Here is a 20730-nt window from a genome sequence, read left to right as displayed (position 1 = left end):
AAATGGCCACTGGGCGTCGCCATGTCACGATTCGGCGGCACAACGGCCACCGAGCGGACACTTCTGGACACGGACGGCGCCGCATGCGAAAGACTGGGCGGACGCAGCTTTCGAACGAGAGGCCAGCCATGCCGCAGACCGTCAAGGGCGTGATCGCCCGATCCAAGGGAGCACCCGTCGAACTCGTCGACATCCTGGTGCCCGATCCCGGGCCCGGCGAGGCGGTGGTCGCCGTGAAGGCCTGCGGGGTCTGCCACACCGACCTGCACTACCGCGAGGGTGGCATCAACGATGACTTCCCGTTCCTGCTCGGGCACGAGGCGTCCGGAGTGGTCGAGGCGGTCGGTGAGGGCGTCACCCAGGTGGCGGTCGGCGACACCGTGGTGCTCAACTGGCGCGCCGTGTGCGGTCAGTGTCGCGCCTGCCGCAAGGGCAAGCCGTGGTACTGCTTCGCCACCCACAACGCCACCCAGAAGATGACGCTCACCGACGGCACCGAGCTCAGCCCAGCCCTCGGCATCGGCGCGTTCATCGAGAAGACCCTGGTGGCCGCCGGGCAGTGCACCAAGGTCGATCCCGACGCCGACGCCGCCGCCGTGGGCCTGCTCGGCTGCGGGGTGATGGCCGGTTTCGGGGCGGCCGTCAACACCGGCGGGGTGACCCGCGGCGACAGCGTGGCCGTGATCGGCTGCGGTGGTGTCGGCAATGCCGCCATTCAGGGCGCCCGGATCGCCGGTGCCACCACGATCGTCGCCGTCGACGTGGACGACCGCAAGCTCGAGGTCGCCCGCGGCCTCGGCGCCACCCACACCGTCAACAGCCGTGGTCAGGACCCGATCGAGGCCGTCCGCGACCTCACCGGTGGCCACGGAGCAGATGTGGTGATCGAGGCGGTGGGTCGTCCGGAGACCTACGAACAGGCCTTCTACATGCGCGACCTCGCGGGCACCGTGGTGCTGGTCGGCGTGCCGACCCCCGAGCTGACCGTCGAGCTGCCGATGATCGAGATCTTCGGACGAGGTGGCGCCCTCAAGTCGTCCTGGTACGGCGACTGCCTGCCCGAGCGCGACTTCCCCATGCTGGTCGACCTCTACCGGCAGGGCCGCTTCGACCTCGACGCGTTCGTCTCGGAGAGGATCGGCATCACCGACGTCGAGGAGGCGTTCGCGAAGATGCACCGCGGCGAGGTGCTGCGTTCGGTGGTGGAACTGTGAGCGCGCGCATTGACCACACGACCACCTCGGGCACCTTCTCGCTCGACGGCGGCACCTGGGAGGTCGACAACAACGTCTGGGTGGTCGGCGACGACCATGAATGCGTGGTGATCGACGCGCCGCACGACGACTCCGCGATCGCCGAGCTGGTGGCCGGCCGCCGCGTCGTGGCGGTGCTGCTCACCCACGCCCACGACGACCACATCCGCGCCACCCGCGAGCTCACCGAGCGGCTCGGGGCTCCGGTGTGGCTGCATGCGGACGACCGCATGCTGTGGGATCTGGTCTTCCCCGATCTCGGCCCCGACGGCGAGCTGGTCGACGGGCAGGTCATCGAGGTGGCCGGCATCGACCTGACGGTGCTGCACACCCCCGGGCACTCCCCGGGTTCCTGCTGCTTCCACGTGCCCGACCTGGGCGTGGTCTTCACCGGCGACACCCTCTTCCAGGGCGGCCCAGGCGCCACCGGCCGCAGCTGGTCGTCGTTCGAGACGATCATCGAGTCGATCAAGGAACGCCTGCTGACGCTGCCCGCCGACACGGTGGTGCACACCGGTCACGGGGAGTCCACCACCATTGCGGACGAGGCCCCGCACCTGCAGGAGTGGATCGACCGCGGCCACTGAGGGCTGACGGCGCCGTCAGGGAAGGGTCACCCGCACACCGTCGGCGACCTGCACCAACCGCAGGGCGTCGAGCCCGTCGACGACGAGATCGGCGTGGGAGAGGTCGTCCGCGGTGCCGGTCGACGAGGTCAGCGCGATCACGGTGCAGCCGGCCGCCTTGGCCGAGGTGACCCCTCCGGCGGCGTCCTCGAAGACCAGGCAGCGGGTCGGGTCGACGCCGAGCAGTTCGGCCGCGCGCAGGAACGGGTCAGGCTCGGGCTTGCCGCGCGCCACGTCGTCCACGGTGACGGTGTGGGCCAGATGCGGGGCGCCGGCGGCGGTGATGCGGGCCTCGAACAGGGGGCGGGTGCAGCTGGTGGCGATGGCCCGGCGGTCGTCGGTGAGCGCCTCGAGTGCGGCGAAGGCACCGGGCAGCAGGGTGACGCCCTCGAGGTCGGTCAGCTCGAGTTCGTTGATGCGGGCGATGGCCTCGTCCACCCGATCGGGAGCGACCACGCGGCGGGCCGTCGTCTCGGCCGGAATGCCGTGGTGGTCGACGCCCTCGGGGTCGAAGCCGAACTCCCGCGCCCAGGTCTGCCAGGAGCGTTCGACGGCGGGGGTCGAGTCGATCAAGGTGCCGTCCATGTCGAACAGCACTGCCGCGAAGGTGGTGTCGGCGATCCAGCCCAGATCAGTCACCGGGCCAGCGTACGGGCCCACAGTGGTCGGTCCAGACTGGTCGGTCCAGACTGGTCGGTCCAGACTGGTCGGTCCAGAAATGACCACTCGACGGGCTCGTGCTCCGGTTTCGGCGCCATCGGGCCCGCGAGTGGCCATTTCTGGACCGCGGCGCCGATCAGGTGATCGAGCTGCGGCGGCCGCGGCGCACGGTGGGCAGCAGCCGTCCCGGGGGCATGGCGGGTGCCGGGATGCGGTCGAGCCCACCCGGGTGCGGCCGGTAGCCCTCGACGGAGCCGAACCTGTCGGCGACCTCGTTCCACTCGCGGGCGAACTGCTCGACCTCGTCATGGCTGCGGCCCAGGAAGTTCCACCACATGATGACCTCATCCTCGAACGGCACCCCGCCGAGCAGCATGGCGGTGGCGGGGCGATCCCCTGCCGCCAGGCGAAGGGTGTCGGCGCCGGGGTCATGGTGCACCAGTTGGCCGTGGGTGACGGGTTGGCCGTCAACGGTGACCGTGCCGCCGTCGACCAGCACGCCGTGCTCGAAGTCGCGTTCGATGGACAGTTCGACCCGGGCGCCGGCATCGAGGGAGATCTCGGCGCCGAGCAGGGGTGAGTGGCTCGTCGTGGTTGCGGCCGGGAACCCGGGGAGGCTGCCGATCAGCAGACGCACCCCCACGCCAGCGGCCACCTCGAGCCGCGGGCAGGCGTGGCTCTCGAAGGCGCGATCGACGTGTCGGGCCGCCTCGGGCAGCGCGACCCACAGCTGCACCCCGTGCAGCAGGGCATCATCACTCGTGCTCACCTCGGAGTGGCAGATGCCCGAGCCGGCCGTCATCAGGTTGACCTCGCCCGGCCTGACCAGCGCCACCGAGCCCAGGGAGTCGCGGTGCTCGACCTCGCCGCTGAACAACCAGCTCACCGTCTGCAGCCCGGTGTGGGGGTGCGGGGCCACGTCCATCGCGGTGCGCTCGGGGCCGTAGTGGTCGGCGAAACACCAGGCGCCGATGAAGGCGCGCCCCTTCGAGGGCAGGGTGCGGCGCACCGTCATGGCACGATGCCCGCCCAGCGGCACCAGGCGGGGCTCGATCGGCTGGCTCATGGCTCGATTGTGGCAGCCGGCGATGTCCAGAAATGGTCGCGGGCGGTCAAGGTGCGCCGGAAAGCTGCGCCAACGGCCCGCGAGCGGCCATTTTTGGACACGCGACCCTGGAGCCCGCACCGCCGGCGCCCCAATCTCCGACCAAAGTCGCTTGAATGAGTGAGCACTCACTCATTAGGCTCGCGTCGTGACTCCACGGGCCCCAGCACTTCCCCCTGAAGAGCGGCGCGCGACCATCCTCGCCGCCGCCCGACCCCTGATCCTCGAGCTCGGCGGCCAGGTGACCACCAAGCAGGTCGCCGACGCCGCCGGCATCGCCGAGGGCACCCTGTTCCGCGTCTTCACCACCAAGCAGGAGTTGATGTGCGCCGTCATCGAAGACGTCGTCGATCCCTCGGGTGTCGTCGCGGCCCTCGAAGAACTGCGCCCGAGTACCCTTGACGAGGCCGTCCGCGGCGTCTTCGAGGTGCTGCGCGACCACGTCCGCACCACGACCATGTTCTTCGCCGCGCTGCACGCCAGCACCCGCGAGACCGATGGCCCTCCCCGCCACCAACCGCCGCCCCACGAGGCCCATCGCGAACGCATCGATCGGGTCACCACCGCCATCACCGGGCTGCTCACCCCGTTCGCGGCACAGCTGACCGTGCCCGCCGAGCGGGCCGCGAGCCTCGTCCACACCGTCGCCCTCGCCACGCTGCACCCCTTCCTCGCCGCCCATCACTTCGACGACCTCGACGAGGTCACCGCGCTGATGCTCCACGGCTTCGTCCGCCCAGATCGTCAGGAGAACTGATGCTCGTCTCCCTCGTCAACCGCTACATCAAGCCGTACTGGGGCCTGATCGGCGCCGTCGCGGTGCTGCAGATGGTGGCCGTCGCGGCATCCCTGTGGCTGCCCACCCTGAACGCCGAGATCATCGACACCGGCGTGCTCAAGCAGGACATCGGCTACATCTGGCGCCACGGCGGCCTCATGCTCGTGGTCAGCGCCGGCCAGGTGCTCGCCCAGATCGGCGCCGTCTACCTCGGTTCGACCGTCGCCATGAACGTCGGACGAGACCTGCGCGACGACATCTTCCACCAGGTGGTGGGGTTCAGCTCTCGTGAGGTGAACCACTTCGGCGCCGCCTCGCTGATCACCCGCAACACCAACGATGTGCAACAGGTGCAGCAGCTGGTGCTGATGACCTTGATCATGATGATCTCGGCGCCGTTCACCATGGTCTTCGGCGTGATCATGGCCCTGCGGGAGGACTCCGGACTCAGCTGGGTGATCCTCGCGGCCGTGCTCGTGCTCGGCATCGGGCTGGGTCTGCTGCTGTGGCGTGCCTTCCCCCTGTTCGGCCAGGTGCAGACCCGCATCGACACCCTCAACCGCGTGCTGCGCGAGCAGATCACCGGCATTCGGGTGGTGCGGGCGTTCGTCCGGGAACCGCACGAGGCCAAGCGGTTCGACGACGCCAACGAGTCACTCGTCGAGGTGCAGACCAAGGTCGGTCAGCTGATGGTGGCGCTGTTCCCGCTGGTGATGTTCGTGATGAACGCCAGCAACATCGCCGTGATGTGGTTCGGGTCGCAGCGCATCGACTCGGGTGAGTTGCAGGTCGGCCAGCTGACCGCGTTCATCGCGTACCTGATGCAGATCCTGATGAGCGTGATGATGGCGACGATGATGATCTTCATGGCCCCGCGCGCGGCGGTCTCGGCCGGTCGCATCACCGAGGTGCTCGACACGGATTCGTCCGTGGTGCCGCCCACCGACGGTCAGCCGGTGCCCGCGGGCCCGGTCACCGTCGACCTCGATCACGTCGAGTTCACCTACCCCGGCGCCGATCAGCCGGTGCTGCACGACCTCACCTTCACCATCCGCCCCGGGCAGACCACGGCGGTGATCGGGTCGACGGGTGCCGGCAAGACCACCCTGACCAACCTCATCCCACGGCTGTTCGACGCGACCGGCGGCGCGGTGCGGGTGAACGGTGTCGACGTGCGCGAGCTCGATCCGGACGCACTGTGGGCGCAACTGGGGCTCGTCCCCCAGCGGCCCTACCTGTTCTCGGGCACGGTGCGCTCGAACCTGCAGCACGGCTCCCCCGACGCCACCGAGGACGAAATGTGGGCCGCGCTCACCACCGCCCAGGCGGCGGACTTCGTCCGGGCCATGGACGGCGGTCTGGACGCCCCCATCTCGCAGGGCGGCACCAACGTCTCGGGCGGCCAGCGGCAGCGACTGTCGATCGCGCGAGCGCTGGTGAAGCGTCCGGCGGTCTACATCTTCGACGACTCGTTCTCGGCACTCGACGTCGCCACCGATGCCCGGCTGCGGGCGGCGCTGGCGCGGGAGGTGCACGACGCAGCGCTGCTGATCGTCGCGCAGCGAGTCTCGACCATTCGCCAGGCCGACCAGATCGTCGTCCTCGATGACGGCCGCATCGTCGGCATCGGCACCCACGACACCCTCGTGCAGACGTGCGAGACCTACGCAGAAATCGTCGATTCGCAGTTGAGCGCCGAGGAGGCCGCAGCATGAGCGAGACCACCGACCAGCAGGCTCCCAAAGCGGCCAACGAGCGCTCCGAGATCGCCGAGACCGCGCGCAAGGCCGGCGCCCAGGGGCACGGGCCCGGCATCGGCCGGGTCAACGAGAAGGCCGTCAACTTCGGCCCCTCGCTCAAGCGGCTGCTGAGCCGCTTCGGCCAGCACAAGCTCGCCGCCGTGCTCGTCGTCGTGATGGCCGCCGTCGGCGTGGCCTTCAACGTCGTCGGTCCGAAGATTCTCGGACGAGCAACCGACTACATTGTGGCCGGGGTGATCGGCAAGCAACTGCCCGCGGGCATCTCGAAGGAAGCCCTCATCGAGCAGCTGCGCGTCGCCGGACGAACCGAGTTCGCCGACACCATCGCCAAGCTGCCGGTGGTGCCCGGGCTGGGCATCAACACCGACAAGCTGCTGCAGATCCTGGGCATCGCGCTGGCGTTGTACATCGCCTCGGCGCTGCTGATGGTGGCGCAGGGGTGGATCCTCAACCACATCGTCAACCGCGGCATCTACCAGCTGCGGCGCGACGTCTCGGAGAAGCTCGACAAGCTGCCGCTGTCGTACTTCGACTCCCAACCGCGTGGCGAGCTGCTCAGCCGCGTGACCAATGACATCGACAACGTGGCGACCACGCTGCAGCAGACCGTGCAGCAGATGCTGAACTCGGTGCTGACGGTGATCGGCGTACTGGCGATGATGCTGTGGGTGAGCCCGTGGCTGACGCTGATCACGGTGCTGATCATTCCCGTGTCGGGGCTGGTCGCAGGACTGATCGGCAAGCGCTCGCAGGTGCAGTTCGCGGGCATGTGGAAGGCCACCGGCGAGCTCAACAGCCACATCGAGGAGGCGTTCTCGGGGCACGCCCTCGTGAAGGTCTTCGGCCGTCAGCGCGAGATCGAGCAGGAGTTCAGCCGCCGCAATGTCGAGCTGCGCAAGGCCTCGTTCGGCGGTCAGTTCCTGAGCGGCATCATGATGCCGATCATGTTCTTCATCGGGAACCTGAACTACGTGGCGATCGCCGTCGTGGGTGGCCTGATGGTCGCGTCCGGACGACTCCCCCTGGGCGACATCCAGGCGTTCATCCAGTACTCGCGCATGTTCACCCAGCCGATCACCCAGCTGGCTTCGATGGCCAACCTGCTGCAGTCGGGAGTGGCCTCGGCCGAGCGCGTGTTCGAGGTGCTCGACGCCGGCGAGACCACACCGGACGCCCACGGCACCCTGCCGGCCACCCGAGGAGAGGTGCGCTTCGAGCGGGTGACGTTCTCGTACCGGCAGGATCGTCCGCTCATCACCGACCTGAACCTGACGGTGCAGCCCGGGCAGACGGTCGCGATCGTCGGACCGACCGGCGCCGGCAAGACGACCCTGGTGAATCTGTTGATGCGGTTCTACGAGCTCGACGGGGGCACCATTCGCCTCGACGGGGTCGACATCGCGTCGGTGCCGCGGGCGGCGCTGCGGTCGAAGCTCGGCATGGTGCTGCAGGACACCTGGCTGTTCGGCGGCACGATTCGCGAGAACATCCGCTACGGACGACCCGACGCCACCGACGAGCAGGTCGAGGCGGCGGCGCGGGCGACCTACGTGGAGCGCTTCGTGCACTCGCTGCCGGACGGCTACGAGACCGTGATCGACGACGAGGGATCGAACATCTCCGCTGGTGAGAAGCAGTTGATCACGATCGCGCGGGCCTTCCTGGCCGACCCGGCGCTGCTGATTCTCGATGAGGCGACCTCGTCGGTCGACACCCGCACCGAGGTGCTCGTGCAGCAGGCGATGAACGCGCTGCGCTCGGGTCGCACGTCCTTCGTGATCGCCCACCGGTTGTCGACCATTCGCGACGCCGACGTGATCCTGGTGATGGAGCACGGCACCATCGTCGAGCAGGGCTCCCACGACGAGCTGCTGCACAGCCGCGGGCACTACTTCGAGCTGTACCAGAGCCAGTTCGCGGCGGCCGGTGTGGTCGAGGGCGAGGAGGAGTTGGCGATGGCTGGCCCCGGCGGTGGCGATGCGCAGCCGGGGGCACGCACCGACCACAGCTGATCGACGGCTTCTGGCGTGCAGGCGGGCGCCCGGTTCGGGTCGCCCGCCTCCCGCTCGTCCAGAAATGGCCACTCGAGGGCCCGTTGTGCCGGTTTTCCGGCGCAGGGGCCCTCGAGTGGCCATTTCTGGATGTGGGGCACGCCGCCGCGAGGGCAGGCGGGCGATCAGGCGTCGGCCGGCATCGACCCCAGCGGCACCGGCGCGGGTCGATCACACGTCGTCGCCAGCGTGACCACGCGATCGCCGTGGGCGCTGGCGAGGATGGCGTCCATCACCTCGAAGACGTGGGCCGACAGTTCGGACGACTGCCGCGCCGCCCGCCCCCGCTCGATGGAGCTGACCAGGTCGGAGAGCCCGTAGCTGCGGCCCGCGTCGACGAAGCCGGCCCGATCGGGCACCTCGACCCACTCCCGGCGCTCGAGGGTGAGCAGCAGCGGAGCCCCACCGAACCCGTTCGGGTCGGGCACCCGCAGCGACCCCTGTTCGCCGTAGACCTCGATGCGCGGAAGGCTGGTCTCGACCTGGTCGAAGCTGGTGATCACCGTTGTCAGCGTGCCGTTGGCATGCCGGAGCAGGGCCTGAACATGGGTGTCCACCTCGACCTCGAGCGTCTCCCCGGCACGCGGGGCGCCCTCGGGAACCAGCCGCTGCGACCTCGTCCGGGAGGCCATGCCCACCACCGACTCGACCGGCCCCAGCAGGGTGACCAGGGCGGTCAGGTAGTAGACGCCCATGTCGAGCATCGGCCCGCCGCCGGCCTGGTAGTAGAAGGCGGGGTTGGGGTGCCAGAACTCGTGCCCGGGACAGCCGAAGGTGGCGATCGCGCTGATCGGGCGTCCGATCTCGCCGGCATCGATCACGGCCCGAGCGGTCTGCACGCCGGTGCCGAGCACCGTGTCGGGAGCGACTCCCAGGCGCACCCCCGCCTCATCGGCGGCGGCGAGCATGGCGGCGGCCTCGTCCGGGGTGAGGGCGAGCGGCTTCTCCTGGTAGACGTGCTTGCCGGAGCGCAACAGTTCGATGGTCGTGGGGGCGTGCGCGGCGGGAATGGTGAGGTTGAGCACCACCTCGACCTCATCGTCGGCGACCAGTTCCTGCGGCGTCAGCGCCCGCACGCCGAGGCGACCGGCGACGTCGGCGGCGACCTCGGGACGCAGGTCGGCGACGGCCACCAACTCGAGATTGGCCAGCTTGGGCACCTGCGCCAGGTACTGGCCAGAGATGTTCCCGAGGCCGAGGATGCCGAGCTTCATCGCGCCGCCCAGAGGAGTCCGCGCTTGACCAGGGTGTTGACGTGCTCGTTCTGCAGCACCTCGGGATCGTGCCCGGGGGTGGCGACGAACACCTTACCCTGGCCCCACTGGCGGGTGAACACGGCCGGCGAGGTCACGGGACGCTGCCACGGGTCGCCGGGCGAGGCCGTCTGGGTGGTCACGGCCAGCACGTCGATGTAGCTGTCGGCGAGCATCCAGTACTGCTCGGTGTCGAGTTCGAAGTCGGGAATGCCCCGGGTGATGGGGTGGTCGGCGGCCGCGGGCAGCATCTCGATGGTGTGCCGGTTCGACGACGACGGGTGGCAGGCGAACTGCGCGCCGGTCAGGTGCAGGTACTCCGACGAGGCCCGGAAGGAGTCGACGATGCCCCCGTGCCACCCGGCCAGGCCAGTGCCCGCCTCGACGGCGGCACGCAGGCCGGCCACTTCGTCCGGTTCGATGGTCGACATGGTGATGCACTGCACGACGAGGTCGACCCGGGCCATCAGGTCGGCGTCGGCGTAGGCGCTGGTGGAGTCGCGAATCATCACCTCGAAGCCCTCGGACTCGAGGAACGGGACGAACAGGTCGGTGGCGGCGACGGGGTGGTGCCCGTCCCAACCGCCGCGGACGACGAGGGCGAGCTTGGTCTGTGCGGTGGAAGTCACCTCACGATCCAAGCATCGAATCGTTTCAACCGGCGGCCGGATCGCCACGTGGGCAGGCAGGTAGCGGCGGTGCCTCTCAGGCGTGATTGTGGCGGACGAGGATGGGATCACGCCTCAGGAAAGGAATCACCATGGAGTACACCCGCCTCGGCTCGTCCGGATTGACCGTCAGCAGGATTGCCCTGGGCTGCATGAGCTTCGGCGACCACCGTGGCTTCAGCGAGTGGTCGCTGTCGGAGGAGGAGTCGGCGCCCTTCTTCAGGCAGGCGGTCGAGTTGGGGATCACCCTGTGGGACACGGCCAACGTGAAGACGTGGTGCTGGCGACCAAGCTGTACTTCGGCATGCACGACGGTCCGGGTGGGAAGGGGCTGAGCAGCAAGGCCGTCATGGAGCAGATCGATGCCTCGCTGACAAGGCTCGGAACCGACTACGTCGACCTGTACCAGATTCATCGATTCGACCCGAACACACCGGTCGAAGAGACCATGGAGGCGCTGCACGACGTCGTGAAGGCGGGCAAGGTGCGCTACCTGGGTGCCTCGTCGATGTGGGCCTGGCAGTTCTCGAAGATGCAGTACACGGCGCAGCTGAACGGTTGGACGAAGTTCGTCTCGATGCAGGACCTCTACAACCTGCTGCAGCGCGAGGAGGAGCGGGAGATGTTCGGGCTGCTCGCCGACCAGGGAGTCGGGGCGATTCCGTGGAGCCCGCTCGCGAAGGGGCGTCTGGCAAGGCCGTTCGGCGAGCACGGAACAACTCGCGGATCGGTGGATCCCGTCGGGAAGCGCTTCTTCGGCGACGGCAACGAGCAGATCATCACGGCGGTCGAGCAGATCGCGGGCGAGCGCGGGGTGTCGATGGCCCAGGTGGCGCTGGCGTGGGTGCTGCGGAATCCCGTGGTGACGGCGCCGATCGTGGGCGCGACCAAGCCTCACCACCTCAGCGACGCCGTCGCAGCGCTCGAGTTGCGCCTCACCGACGACGAGGTGGCGGCCCTCGAGGGGCCCTACACCCCGCAACTGCCAGCAGGCTTCTGACCGCGCGGTCCAGAAATGGTCGCTGGAGGCGCCGACGGAGCGGTTTCGCGACGATTCGCGCCGCCGGCGACCATTTCTGGACCGGCCGTCACCTCACCGCCGCTCGCCGCCCGGTGCCGCCCTGAGGTGCCGCCAGGTGCCCCCCTCGCGGACAGGATGCAGCCGCGTCGCGCTCGCGGTTAGCCTGAGGGGGCCATGACGATCCACAGCTCCCACCCATTTCTGGACTCACAGCGCGATGCGGGCCGCCAACTGCGCGGACGACTGGGCGCCCGGGTCAGCATCTGGACCAGCGGCACCCTTCCCGAGGCCAGCGATCTGACCTTGTCGGAGCGCCTCTCATCCCCCGCGAGCGGCGCAGCACCGGCGCCCGCAGAGCAGGCCGCTGGGCTCACCGTGAGCTCGATGATGGTGGCCGCGGGTGACCCCTGGCGACTGATCGCCCTGCTCGACCCCGACGCTGCTCTCACCCATCGCCTGCGCTCGACCGGCACGGCCGCGGTCAACCTCATCGACTGGCCCGATCGACATCTGGCCGACGTCTTCGCAGGGCTGGCGCCGGCACCCGGCGGGCCCTTCGCCGCGGCGGACTTCGAGGCCACGCCGTGGGGTCCCCATCTGGCCAGTTCAGCCACCTGGGCCGGGGTCGAACTCGAGGCGGCCGTCGAGGTCGGCTGGTCGCTGCAGGTCACCTGCGTGGCCCGCAAGATCCACCTCGGGGACGACCCGGAGCCCCTGCACCACGTGCGCGGCCACTACCTCAAGGGTGGCGGCGCCTCGCACGCCTCGCGGTGACGCGCGCCCGGCGAATGGCACGCCTGATCAGCCCGATCACCATGGCAGGGTCCTCGAGCATCGCCCAGGTGATCCGCAGACAGGTCCAACCCAACTCCACGTAGATGCGATTCTGACGATCGCGGTCGGCCTCGAACGCACGCCGGTCGCCATGCGTGCCGAACCCGTCGAACTCGAGATACAGCCCCAGCGCTGGGAACGCGATGTCGAGCGCCGCCCGCCCGTTGCTCAGCTGCACCCAGTGGTTCGCCACCCACCCCTTCACCCCGGACGATCGGAGCTCCCGATGCAGGCGCCGCTCGCCCTGCGACCACGGCTCGTCACGGGAGTCGCGGATCACCGACCGGCGGACCGGATTCCCGCGGCGTCGGCAGTGGTCGGACCATGCCTGCCGCAGGTCGGGCAGCTTGACCACGCGCTGGCGCAGGGCGTTGTCGATGGCGTCACCGTTGTCGTGGGCGGCACGCTCGACCGCGGTCCAGGCTGCTCGGGTGAGGCGCAGGCCCTCCCTGACCATGACGTGTTCGTCGGGGACGCTCGCACGCGAGACCCTGATCCAGGCGGGGCCGCGGCGCTTGCGTTGGCTCTTCACCTCGATCTGCCGCGGCCGCGCCTCGGGCCAGAACGACAGCTTGGCGGCGGCCAGCCCCGAGATCACCGCGTCGGGATCCCACTTCTGGACGGCCGCACACCGCACGTGGAGGTCGGCGGCCACCCCGGTCGGGGCATAGATGCCAGGGAGAACCCGACTGATGGCGCCCTCGGCCAGCAGGCGCGAGAGCATGCGGCGCTGCCGGGGCAGGCATTCGCGGGAGGCCACCACGACCTGGGTGGCGAACAGGTGGTCGAGTTCGGTTCGAGAGGTCACACCTGAGTTGTGGTCGCCGGGCCTCGATTCGTCCCAGATTCCTTGATGGCCTGTGGACAACGGTCCAACCGTGGCCGCGGCTGTGGACAACTCGCCTCGAATCGAGCCAGAACGGCGTCGGGAGGCCATTTCTGGACGCGGGGACGAGCGCAGGGGGATGTCATGGCACGCGTTGGGGCTGACGGCACGCGCCGGGCCCCACCACCGCTAATGTCAACGTTGTCATCGCTCGCGAAGCCGCAGCCACATTGCAGACCCAGGACTCCCATGCCCTCCCCCGTCACGCCTTCCTCCTCGATCCCAGAGAGCAGCAGCTCGATGCCCACGGGACTGCTCACCGACTACCGCGTCGACCCGATCGGGCTCGACCGCGCGCCGCTGCTCAGCTGGCAACCCGACACCGACGAGCGGGCCTTCGAGGTCGAGATCGCCGTTGCCGTCCAGCCAGGCGGTGGTGAACCCCGCACGCTCGCATCCCGCACCTTCACGCTCCACGGCGCCCCTCGACTCGAGTACCCGCTCGCCCTGACGGCCTGGACCCGTGTGCAGTGGCGGGTGCGATCGACCGGCAGCAGGACCTCGACCTGGAGCCAGTGGGCGAGCTTCGAGACCGGTCCCCTGGATGAACCAGACTGGGGCACCAGTTCCTGGATCGGTACCGAGCACGCGCCCGACCTCGCCACCGACTCCCCCACCACCGGCGCCGCCCCGCTGCTGACGGCCACCTTCGAGACCCCAGCCGACCATGGCCCCCTCCGCCTGCACGCCTGCGGTCTGGGCAGCCTCGAGCTGTGGATCAACGGCGAACGCGTCGGCGACGGGCGCTTCGACCCTCCTCCGTCTGCCTACGACCAGGTCGTACTGGCCCGAACTTTTGACGTGTCACCGCTGGTCAGCCCGGGAATCACCACGATCACGGCCCGCCTGGGCCGAGGCTTCTACGCGATGACCACCCCCACCACCTTCGGCTGGCACCGGGCACCCTGGCGCGACGAACCCAAGCTCCGCCTCGTGCTCGTCGACCTCGCCGACCCGTCCCGCCCCCTGCTCGTCACCGGCCCCGACTGGACCCTCACCCGCACCGCCGTGCTCGACGACTCCCTCTACACCGGTCACGTCATCGACCTCACCTCCACCTTCACTCACCCGCCCCACCCCGCCCCGCCCGCGCCGGCCGCGAAACCCGTGCCCGCCCCGCGAGGACGGCTCACCGCCGTCCGCCAGCCCCCCAGCACCCGACGTGGACGCATCCCGATCGTGGCCCACCAGTTCACCGCCAGCGACCGGCAGCGCTTCGACCTGGCCGCCAACATCGCTGGCATCCTCACCCTCACCGTGCCCGGCACCACCCCCACACTCCCGGCCGCCCCCATCCCCCCGCTCACCGTCACTCTGGGCGAACACCTCGACCCCGACGGCCGCGTGCTCGCCGCCGACGGAGCCATCCCCGGCGACCTCCAGAGCAGCCACCTGACCGGCCTTCGTCCCGGGGAACCCGTCGCCCTCGACCTCGCGTGGGCGGGCTTCCGACACGTCGAGGTCGTCGGCACCAGTGATCCGGTCGAGCTCACCGTGGAGCGGGTCTCGTCCGCGCCGGAACGGGTCAGCACGTTCACCTGCACCGACCCGCTGCTCACCGCGATCCATGACACCGCGCTGCTCACCTTCGAGAACTGCCTGCAGGGCATCCCCATCGACACCCCCCTCTACGAGAAGCAGGGCTACACCGGCGACGCGCAACTGCTCGCCAAGAGCCACGCCTCCACGTTCTGGATGCCACCGCGCTCGGCGACTGGTTCACCGCCAGCCTGCTGCCCACCCAAACGTCCGACGGTTCGCTGCCGGGCATCGCCCCGACACCGCCCGGCAACTGGATCTTCGACGTGCCCTCACCAGCCTGGGACGCCGCCCTGTTCGAGATCCCCGCCACCCTGCTGCGCCACTACGCCGACGTCGCCACCCTGCGCCGCGCCCTGCCCGCGCAACGCCGCTACCTGGACTTCCTCGAACGCCGCTTCCCCACCGGCATCATCGACACCGGCCTGGGCGACTGGAACGCTCCCGGCCACATCGCCCCGCCCGAGTCACCGGCACTGCTGTCGACCGCCTACCACCACCGCTTCCTGCGACAGTTCGCCCGCGCCCTGCGCATCATGGACGAGCCTGCGGCCGCCGCCCATCATGAGGCCCGCGCCGCAGCCCTCGCCCGGCGCTTCGACGCCGAGTTCTGGCGCGGTGACCACTGGTCGGCGTCAGGCGAGGGCGAGGCCAGTGGCGAGGCAGGCGGCGAGGGCTACCGCGAGACCTCCACCGTGCTGCCCCTGGCGTTCGGCCTGGCCCTGCCCGAGCGCCGCGATCTCGCCGCCGCCCGGCTGGTGCGGGAACTGGAGGCCCGCGACCGCCACCTCGACACCGGCATCGTGGGCACCAGGTTCCTGCTGCCCACACTGGTGCGGCTGGGCCGCTGCGACCTGGCGTTCGCGGTGGCCCGCCAGCGCGACTACCCCAGTTGGGGTTGGTGGCTGGCCAACGGCGCCACCACGCTGTACGAGAACTGGGAGCTCGACGGGCGTTCCCACAACCACGCCATGTTCGGCTCGATCGTGGGCTGGCTGCACGCCGACGTCGCCGGCCTCAGCCCCCATGCGCCCGGGTGGGACGCCGTCCGCGTCGACCCGCACCTGCCGGCCGAGAAAGGCTTCGGCTGCGCGTCGGCGCTGACGACGCTTGCCGGCGAGGTGAGCGCCGAGTGGGAACGCCGCGGCGCGACCATCAGCGGACGAGTCCTGGCCCGCACCGGGGTGAGCGTCGTCGTCCCCGAAGGAGCCCGGCACACCCAGCGCCGGACAGGCAGAACGACCGAGCACCTCATCCAGCTCCAGAGCTGACCGTCGAGAGGTGCTCGGTCGTTCGGGCGATCGTTGTCAGGACACCAGCCCCAGCCACGCCTGGGCCAGCGCCCAGTGACCCGCGGCCGTCGGGTGCACGCCGTCGGCCGCCCAGGGCTCCGGCCCCGTGGTCGCCGACAGTTGGGCGTACATGCCGTCGGCGGCGAGCAGGTGCGCCCCGAACTCCTTGGCCAGGTCGCGCACGACCTGGATCTTCGGGTCGAGATCCTCCCGCCACTGGCGCTGGCCGCTGCCGTCAATTGGCAGCAGGAAGGGCTCGATCAGCACCAACGACCCGACCCCGGCCGCGAGCGCACGCTCCAGCAGGTCGTGGTAGCCGGCGCGGTAGTCGGCCTCGGAGACCTCCTCCCCCGTGCCGCTGAACCGCCGACCGCAGTCGTTGATGCCGACCAGCACCGACAGCACGTCGGGCTTGGGGGCGAGCACCTCCTCGTCCCACCTGACCAGCAGGTCACTGACCCGGTTGCCCGAGATGCCGGTGTTGAGCCAGGTGATGCCCGAGGTGGGGCGCTTGGCGCCGTGACCGCCGGCGACCAGGCGCGGGTAGCCCCAGCCGAGGCCGTGCTCGGTGACGCCGCGCTGGCAGTCGGTGATCGAGTCGCCGGTGAACATCACGGTGGCGCCGTCGGGAAGGTGAAGGGTCATGCGGTCCTCTGTCCTGCATCGGGGTGGGGCGTGAACGTCGCGACACCCACGGTGGTGTCACTCTGACCGTAGTAGGCGAACCACGTGCGGCGGTGGAACACGAGTCCCTCCACGAAGGTCACGTTGTCGACGAGGCCGTGGCGGTCCTCGTCCGTGGTCGGTTCGAGCCAGGGCTGCAGCAGCGCCGCCACCGGAACCGTCGGTTCGGCGGGGTCGATCAGCACCTGTCCGCAGGCGTAGTACACGCCTCCTTCGGGCAGTTCGATGGCGCTGTTGTGCATCAGCAGCACGTGCCCGGTGCGCGTGAGCACCGGTTGCGGCCCGGTCTCGACCAGGTCGCCCATGAACGTGCCGGGGCTCGGACGAAGCACCGGTTCGTCCGACAGCAATCGCCACGTGACCAGGTCGGACGACTCCGCCACGTACACGTTGCCCTCGCCGACCCACATCAGGTATCGGCCGTCGACGGGGGTCTCGAGGATCACCCCGCCCTTGCTCCACTCGGCCTCGGGGGTCGTGCGCAGCCCGGCGAACGTGTTCAACCCGGGCAGCATCGGCCCGTGTTTCGTCCAGTTCCTGAGGTCGGTCGACGTCGCCAGGCACAGCCGGGCCGCCGACCGGTCCCAGCCGGTGTAGGTCAGGAAGAAGGTGTCGTCGACGCGGACGACCCGTGGGTCCTCGCAGCCGTATTTCTCGTAGTCGTGCTCGGGCCACAGCACGGGCTCGGCCTCGCGCTCGAAGTGCAGGCCGTCGTCAGACCAGGCCAGCCCGATCGACGACACGATGTCGTCGGCGTGGGCCCGGTAGAGCAGCACGACGCGGTCGTCGTGGACGATCGCGGCCGGGTTGTAGACGCAGGCCGACTCCCACCGCGCCGTCCCGGGCCGCAGCACAGGATTGGCCGTTGAGGGGACGAAGGGCCCGAACGGGTAGTCGATCGGGGGCGGCGAAACGGGCGGGGTTGCAGGCGGGGTCGGGTGGGTCACGCGATCCTCACTTCTCGGAGTCGATCAGGCCCTGAATGCCGGTCACCGTGGCCGTGATCCCCGCCTGCAGGTCGGTCTTGCCGCCCAACGCCGGAGTCCACTTGGCGGTGATGATGTCGCCCGCCTTGGTGGCCCACGGGTCGAGCATCTGGGTGCCGAACTTCTGCTCGGCGCCCAACTCGTACTTGGCGGTCGCGCCGATCGCGGCGAGCGCGCCGCCCTGCTTCTCGAGGTTGTCGAAGTAGCCGGTCGAGCCGGGGGTGTAGGCGATCGGGGCGACGGGGATCTTGGCCATCACCTCGTTGAAGCCCTTCGACAGCATGTAGGCGATCGCCTGATAGGTGGCGTCGGGGTTCTTCAGCGTCGCCGGCGAGCAGACGCCGTTGGCCTCGATGGGCTGCACCGCCGAGGCCGAACCGCGCGGCCAGGGCGCGTAGCCCCACTCGAAGCCCGCCCCCGTGGGCTTGATGGTCTGGGCGAGCCACTGGCCGCCGAACAGCATGCCGTTGCCGCCGTTGGAGAAGACGGCCACCGAGTTGGTGGCGTCGAAGTCGGGCGCGGTCAGGTGCCCGGCCTTGACGGCGTCCGCCAGCTTCTGCGCCCCCTCGACCAGTTGCGGGCTGGCGGTCACCTTGGTGGCGCCCAGGTCCTTGTCCAGGAACGGCGCGCCGCCGTTGGCCACCGAGTAGGCCGACAGCCCTTGGGGGCTGGCCAGCAGCGACCAGGCGGTCACCAGGCCGGGGCCCTTCGTCCCTGTGAAACCGGTGAGCGCCTTGGCATCGGCCAGCATCTCGTCGTAGGTCCACTCGGGGGTGGGTTCGGCCAGCCCGGCGGCCTTGAACATGTCCTTGTTGTAGAAGACGCCGTAGGTGTTGGCCAGGGTCGGGATGCCGATGATCGTGCCGTCGGGCGCGGTGTACAGCTCGAGCGATCCGGGGGCGAAGTCGGCCTGGTTGAGACCCTTGCCGGAGTCCTTGAGGTGGCTCGTCCAATCGAAGACCAGCCCCTGGGCGGCGAGGTTCTGCGCCTGGGTGGTCGAGCACCAGAAGAAGTCGGGCGCCTTCTTCGACAGCAGCAGCGAGGCCAGCTTCTGCGCGTAATCGGTGTTGGGCGACTCCTGGCGCACCATCGTGATCGAGCTCTGCTCGGTGAAGGTCTTGAAGGTCGCATCCATGGCCGCGTTGGTGTCGTTGGACTCCCACGTCATGTAGGTGACCTGGTCGGACGAGGATCCCGTCCCCGAGTCGGACCCACACCCCGCGAGGGTGAGTCCACCGGCGGCGGTGGCGGCGGCGAGGCTGAGCAGTGAGCGGCGTCGAATCATGACAGGTCTCTCTTCGGTGAGGGCTGGGTCGGGTGAGGGTTGACTGGCTGGGGGTGGACTGGCTGGGGGTGGGACGGTCACTTGCCGGTGGTGCCGAGGGAGCCGAGCCCCTCCATGAAGTACCGCTGGGCAAGGAAGAACAGGGCCAGGGGCGGCAGCATGTAGAGCATGTTGGTCGCCATGTAGTAGTTGTAGGCGGAGTCGCCAGCGTGGTCGCCGATGAACGAGGCCATGCCGATGGCGAGGGTGTACTTCTCGCTCGACTGCAGGTAGATCAGCGGGGTCAGGTAGTCGTTCCACGAGAACTGGAAGGCCATGATCGCGATCGTGATCCAGGCCGGCCGGGTGAGCGGCAGCATGATGCGCGTGAAGATGTGCCAGTGGCCGGCGCCGTCGAGCATGGCCGACTCGTCGAGGTACTTCGGGATCGACAGGTTGTACTGCCGGGCGAGGTAGACGAAGATCGGGCTGGCCAGGAAGGCGGGCAGGATCAGCGGCACGTAGGTGTCGAGCAGCCCGAGCTGGATGTAGAGCCGCTGCAGCGGGATCAGCCCGATCACTCCGGGGACGAAGACGCTGAACGCGATCAGGCCGAACCAGAGCCGTCGTCCGGGGAACTCGATGCGGGCCAGACCGTAGGCGACCAGCATCGAGCTGATCACCGAACCGATGGTCGACAGCACCGTGATGATCATGGTGTTGCCGAGCAGGCGTCCGAAGTGGATCTGGGTGGGGCCGGTGACGTAATTGCTCCACTGGAACTCCGAGGGGAAGAACGTGGGCGGCAGCGCCTGGATGTTGGCGTCGCTCTTCAGCGAGATCGACAGCATCCACACCAGCGGCAGCAACATGGTGGCGCCGAGCAGGCAGCACAGGGCGTACCAGGCGAGTCGCGACACCCCCAGGGGAACGCGGGCAGCCAGCGGACGAGGCCGCCGCCCGTGCTGGTCCGCGACGAGAGGTTGGGTGGCCGCACTCATGCCGCGTCCCCCTCGTAGGCGAAGCGATTGCTGAGCCTCAGGAGCAACGCCGTGACGACCATCACGATCACGAACAGCACCCACACCTCGGCGGTGGCGTAGCCGAGCTGGGGCGACGAGATGAAGTCGCCGAAGCCGTCGTTGTAGATCTTGTACATCAGCAGGTTGGTCGAGACCCCCGGGCCGCCCTTGGTGAGGATCGCCACCTGGGTGAATGTCTGGAAGGCGCCGTTGACCTGCAGCATCAGTTGCAGCACGAGGATCGGGCCCATCATGGGCAGCGTCACCCCGACGAACCGGCGGATGGGGCCGGCGCCGTCGATCATGGCCGCCTCGTAGAGCTCCTGGGGCACGGCCTGCAGGCCGGCGAGGAAGATGATCATGGTGCCGCCGATGCCCCAGATGTTGACGATCACGATCGCCGGCAGCGCCACCTTGGCGTCACCCAGCCACATCGAGGTGGGCAGGTGCAGGAACTCGAGCACCTGGTTGGCGAGGCCGTAGGTGGGCTCGTAGATGTACTTCCACAGGGTCAGCACCGCCACCGCGGGCAGCACCACCGGCAGGTAGAAGACGGTGCGGAAGATCTTGACCCCGGCCAGGCGGCGGTTGATCAGCAGGGCCAGCGCCAACCCGGCCACCATCGAGGCCGGCACGGTCAGCAACACGTAGTAGGCGGTCGCCCGCAGCGACGGCCAGAACAGCGGGTCCTTGGTGAACAGGTAGACGAAGTTGTCGAACCCGACCCAGGTGGCCGCGGTCAGCCCGTTCCACTTCGTGAAGGAGTGGTAGAGCGAGGTGAGCGCCGGGTAGAGCACCATCAGGCCGAAGCCGATGATGCCGGGCAGGATGAACAGGTAGCCGGTCAGCGTGGTGCGCCAGCGGCGTCCGCGCGGACGAGCCGGCACCGCCGACACAGCGGTCAGCTCGGCGGCTTCCGGGGCGAGAGTTCTCGCGAGTGTGGTGGTCATGGAACCGTTTCTGTCAACGTTGACATATGAGGAGTCACCCGTGAACGTACGCGATCAGCGTGGCAGTGTCAACGTTGTCATTTTGGCGAGTCGTTGAC

18 protein-coding genes and 2 pseudogenes are annotated in these 20730 nt (G+C 69.3%); 9 read left to right on the top strand and 11 right to left on the bottom strand.

Going from position 1 to position 20730, the window contains the following annotated elements; all coding sequences use genetic code 11:
* Window positions 1–128: 128 nt before the first annotated feature.
* Both ACSDQ9_RS04455 and ACSDQ9_RS04450 read left to right on the top strand, forming a co-directional pair.
* Window positions 129–1214: an S-(hydroxymethyl)mycothiol dehydrogenase gene (locus ACSDQ9_RS04455; protein WP_435144133.1), complete on the top strand. Its 1086-nt coding sequence runs from the start codon at window positions 129–131 to the stop codon at window positions 1212–1214.
* Window positions 1211–1840 (top strand): MBL fold metallo-hydrolase, encoded by a 630-nt coding sequence (locus ACSDQ9_RS04450; RefSeq protein WP_435144130.1) that lies wholly within the window; start codon window positions 1211–1213, stop codon window positions 1838–1840. Before ACSDQ9_RS04455 ends, ACSDQ9_RS04450 begins: the two co-directional genes overlap by 4 nt.
* 15 nt (window positions 1841–1855) lie before the next feature.
* Here the strand turns inward: ACSDQ9_RS04450 and ACSDQ9_RS04445 are convergent, their stop codons facing one another.
* Both ACSDQ9_RS04445 and ACSDQ9_RS04440 read right to left on the bottom strand, forming a co-directional pair.
* A complete protein-coding gene (locus tag ACSDQ9_RS04445; RefSeq protein ID WP_435144127.1) occupies window positions 1856–2518 on the bottom strand; it encodes an HAD family hydrolase in 663 nt (220 codons plus the stop codon).
* A 157-nt stretch (window positions 2519–2675) separates the two neighbouring features.
* Complete coding sequence (locus ACSDQ9_RS04440) at window positions 2676–3605, bottom strand: pirin family protein (protein WP_435144124.1); 930 nt, start codon at window positions 3603–3605, stop codon at window positions 2676–2678.
* A 187-nt stretch (window positions 3606–3792) separates the two neighbouring features.
* On the opposite strand from ACSDQ9_RS04440, the gene ACSDQ9_RS04435 reads away from it, so the two are divergent.
* The 3 genes from ACSDQ9_RS04435 to ACSDQ9_RS04425 are packed head-to-tail and all read left to right on the top strand — an operon-like array spanning window position 3793 to window position 8194.
* The gene (locus ACSDQ9_RS04435) at window positions 3793–4401 is read left to right on the top strand and encodes a TetR/AcrR family transcriptional regulator (protein ID WP_435144121.1); all 609 of its coding nucleotides are present in this window, start codon (window positions 3793–3795) and stop codon (window positions 4399–4401) included.
* Entirely contained in the window at window positions 4401–6137 is a 1737-nt protein-coding gene (locus ACSDQ9_RS04430; protein ID WP_435144118.1) for an ABC transporter ATP-binding protein, read from the top strand. The genes ACSDQ9_RS04435 and ACSDQ9_RS04430 overlap by 1 nt, the downstream gene beginning before the upstream one ends.
* A complete protein-coding gene (locus ACSDQ9_RS04425; protein WP_435144115.1) occupies window positions 6134–8194 on the top strand; it encodes an ABC transporter ATP-binding protein in 2061 nt (686 codons plus the stop codon). Before ACSDQ9_RS04430 ends, ACSDQ9_RS04425 begins: the two co-directional genes overlap by 4 nt.
* A gap of 164 nt (window positions 8195–8358) precedes the next feature.
* On the opposite strand, the gene ACSDQ9_RS04420 is transcribed toward ACSDQ9_RS04425, so the two are convergent.
* The 3 genes from ACSDQ9_RS04420 to ACSDQ9_RS04410 form a co-directional block, all read right to left on the bottom strand.
* The gene (locus ACSDQ9_RS04420; protein WP_435144112.1) at window positions 8359–9447 is read right to left on the bottom strand and encodes a Gfo/Idh/MocA family protein; all 1089 of its coding nucleotides are present in this window, start codon (window positions 9445–9447) and stop codon (window positions 8359–8361) included.
* Complete coding sequence (locus ACSDQ9_RS04415; RefSeq protein WP_435144109.1) at window positions 9444–10115, bottom strand: ThuA domain-containing protein; 672 nt, start codon at window positions 10113–10115, stop codon at window positions 9444–9446. Before ACSDQ9_RS04415 ends, ACSDQ9_RS04420 begins: the two co-directional genes overlap by 4 nt.
* A gap of 76 nt (window positions 10116–10191) precedes the next feature.
* On the bottom strand, window positions 10192–10413 hold the full coding sequence (locus ACSDQ9_RS04410) for a hypothetical protein (protein WP_435144956.1): 222 nt from the start codon (window positions 10411–10413) through the stop codon (window positions 10192–10194).
* Between ACSDQ9_RS04410 and ACSDQ9_RS04405 the strand changes: the two are divergent.
* Window positions 10307–11154 (top strand): annotated as a pseudogene (locus ACSDQ9_RS04405) (aldo/keto reductase). The gene ACSDQ9_RS04410 and the pseudogene ACSDQ9_RS04405 overlap by 107 nt on opposite strands.
* A gap of 195 nt (window positions 11155–11349) precedes the next feature.
* Window positions 11350–11949, top strand: coding sequence for a flavin reductase family protein (locus ACSDQ9_RS04400; protein WP_435144107.1), 600 nt, complete (start codon window positions 11350–11352; stop codon window positions 11947–11949).
* Here ACSDQ9_RS04400 and ACSDQ9_RS04395 read toward each other — a convergent pair.
* The gene (locus ACSDQ9_RS04395) at window positions 11915–12817 is read right to left on the bottom strand and encodes a hypothetical protein (RefSeq protein WP_435144104.1); all 903 of its coding nucleotides are present in this window, start codon (window positions 12815–12817) and stop codon (window positions 11915–11917) included. The two genes, ACSDQ9_RS04400 and ACSDQ9_RS04395, sit on opposite strands and share 35 nt — an antisense overlap.
* Before the next feature lie 45 nt (window positions 12818–12862).
* Between ACSDQ9_RS04395 and ACSDQ9_RS04390 the strand changes: the two are divergent.
* Both ACSDQ9_RS04390 and ACSDQ9_RS04385 read left to right on the top strand, forming a co-directional pair.
* Window positions 12863–14527, top strand: a pseudogene (locus ACSDQ9_RS04390) (alpha-L-rhamnosidase N-terminal domain-containing protein); the annotation flags it as partial.
* Complete coding sequence (locus ACSDQ9_RS04385) at window positions 14491–15705, top strand: alpha-L-rhamnosidase-related protein (RefSeq protein WP_435144920.1); 1215 nt, start codon at window positions 14491–14493, stop codon at window positions 15703–15705. The pseudogene ACSDQ9_RS04390 and the gene ACSDQ9_RS04385, both read left to right, overlap by 37 nt.
* Before the next feature lie 36 nt (window positions 15706–15741).
* Here the strand turns inward: ACSDQ9_RS04385 and ACSDQ9_RS04380 are convergent, their stop codons facing one another.
* The 5 genes from ACSDQ9_RS04380 to ACSDQ9_RS04360 form a co-directional block, all read right to left on the bottom strand.
* The gene (locus ACSDQ9_RS04380) at window positions 15742–16371 is read right to left on the bottom strand and encodes an SGNH/GDSL hydrolase family protein (RefSeq protein ID WP_435144101.1); all 630 of its coding nucleotides are present in this window, start codon (window positions 16369–16371) and stop codon (window positions 15742–15744) included.
* A complete protein-coding gene (locus ACSDQ9_RS04375; protein ID WP_435144098.1) occupies window positions 16368–17264 on the bottom strand; it encodes a glycoside hydrolase family 130 protein in 897 nt (298 codons plus the stop codon). The genes ACSDQ9_RS04380 and ACSDQ9_RS04375 overlap by 4 nt, the downstream gene beginning before the upstream one ends.
* A gap of 100 nt (window positions 17265–17364) precedes the next feature.
* Entirely contained in the window at window positions 17365–18681 is a 1317-nt protein-coding gene (locus tag ACSDQ9_RS04370) for an extracellular solute-binding protein (RefSeq protein ID WP_435144095.1), read from the bottom strand.
* A 77-nt stretch (window positions 18682–18758) separates the two neighbouring features.
* Window positions 18759–19661 (bottom strand): carbohydrate ABC transporter permease, encoded by a 903-nt coding sequence (locus ACSDQ9_RS04365; RefSeq protein WP_435144092.1) that lies wholly within the window; start codon window positions 19659–19661, stop codon window positions 18759–18761.
* Window positions 19658–20632 (bottom strand): carbohydrate ABC transporter permease, encoded by a 975-nt coding sequence (locus ACSDQ9_RS04360; protein WP_435144089.1) that lies wholly within the window; start codon window positions 20630–20632, stop codon window positions 19658–19660. The genes ACSDQ9_RS04365 and ACSDQ9_RS04360 overlap by 4 nt, the downstream gene beginning before the upstream one ends.
* Window positions 20633–20730 lie beyond the last annotated feature (98 nt).

Origin of the sequence: Aestuariimicrobium soli, assembly GCF_051192575.1 — a bacterium.
GTDB classification, from domain to species: Bacteria; Actinomycetota; Actinomycetes; order Propionibacteriales; family Propionibacteriaceae; genus Aestuariimicrobium; species Aestuariimicrobium soli.
The sequence above is the reverse complement of the archived record's forward strand: the minus strand, read 5'-3'. Positions and strand labels throughout refer to the sequence as shown.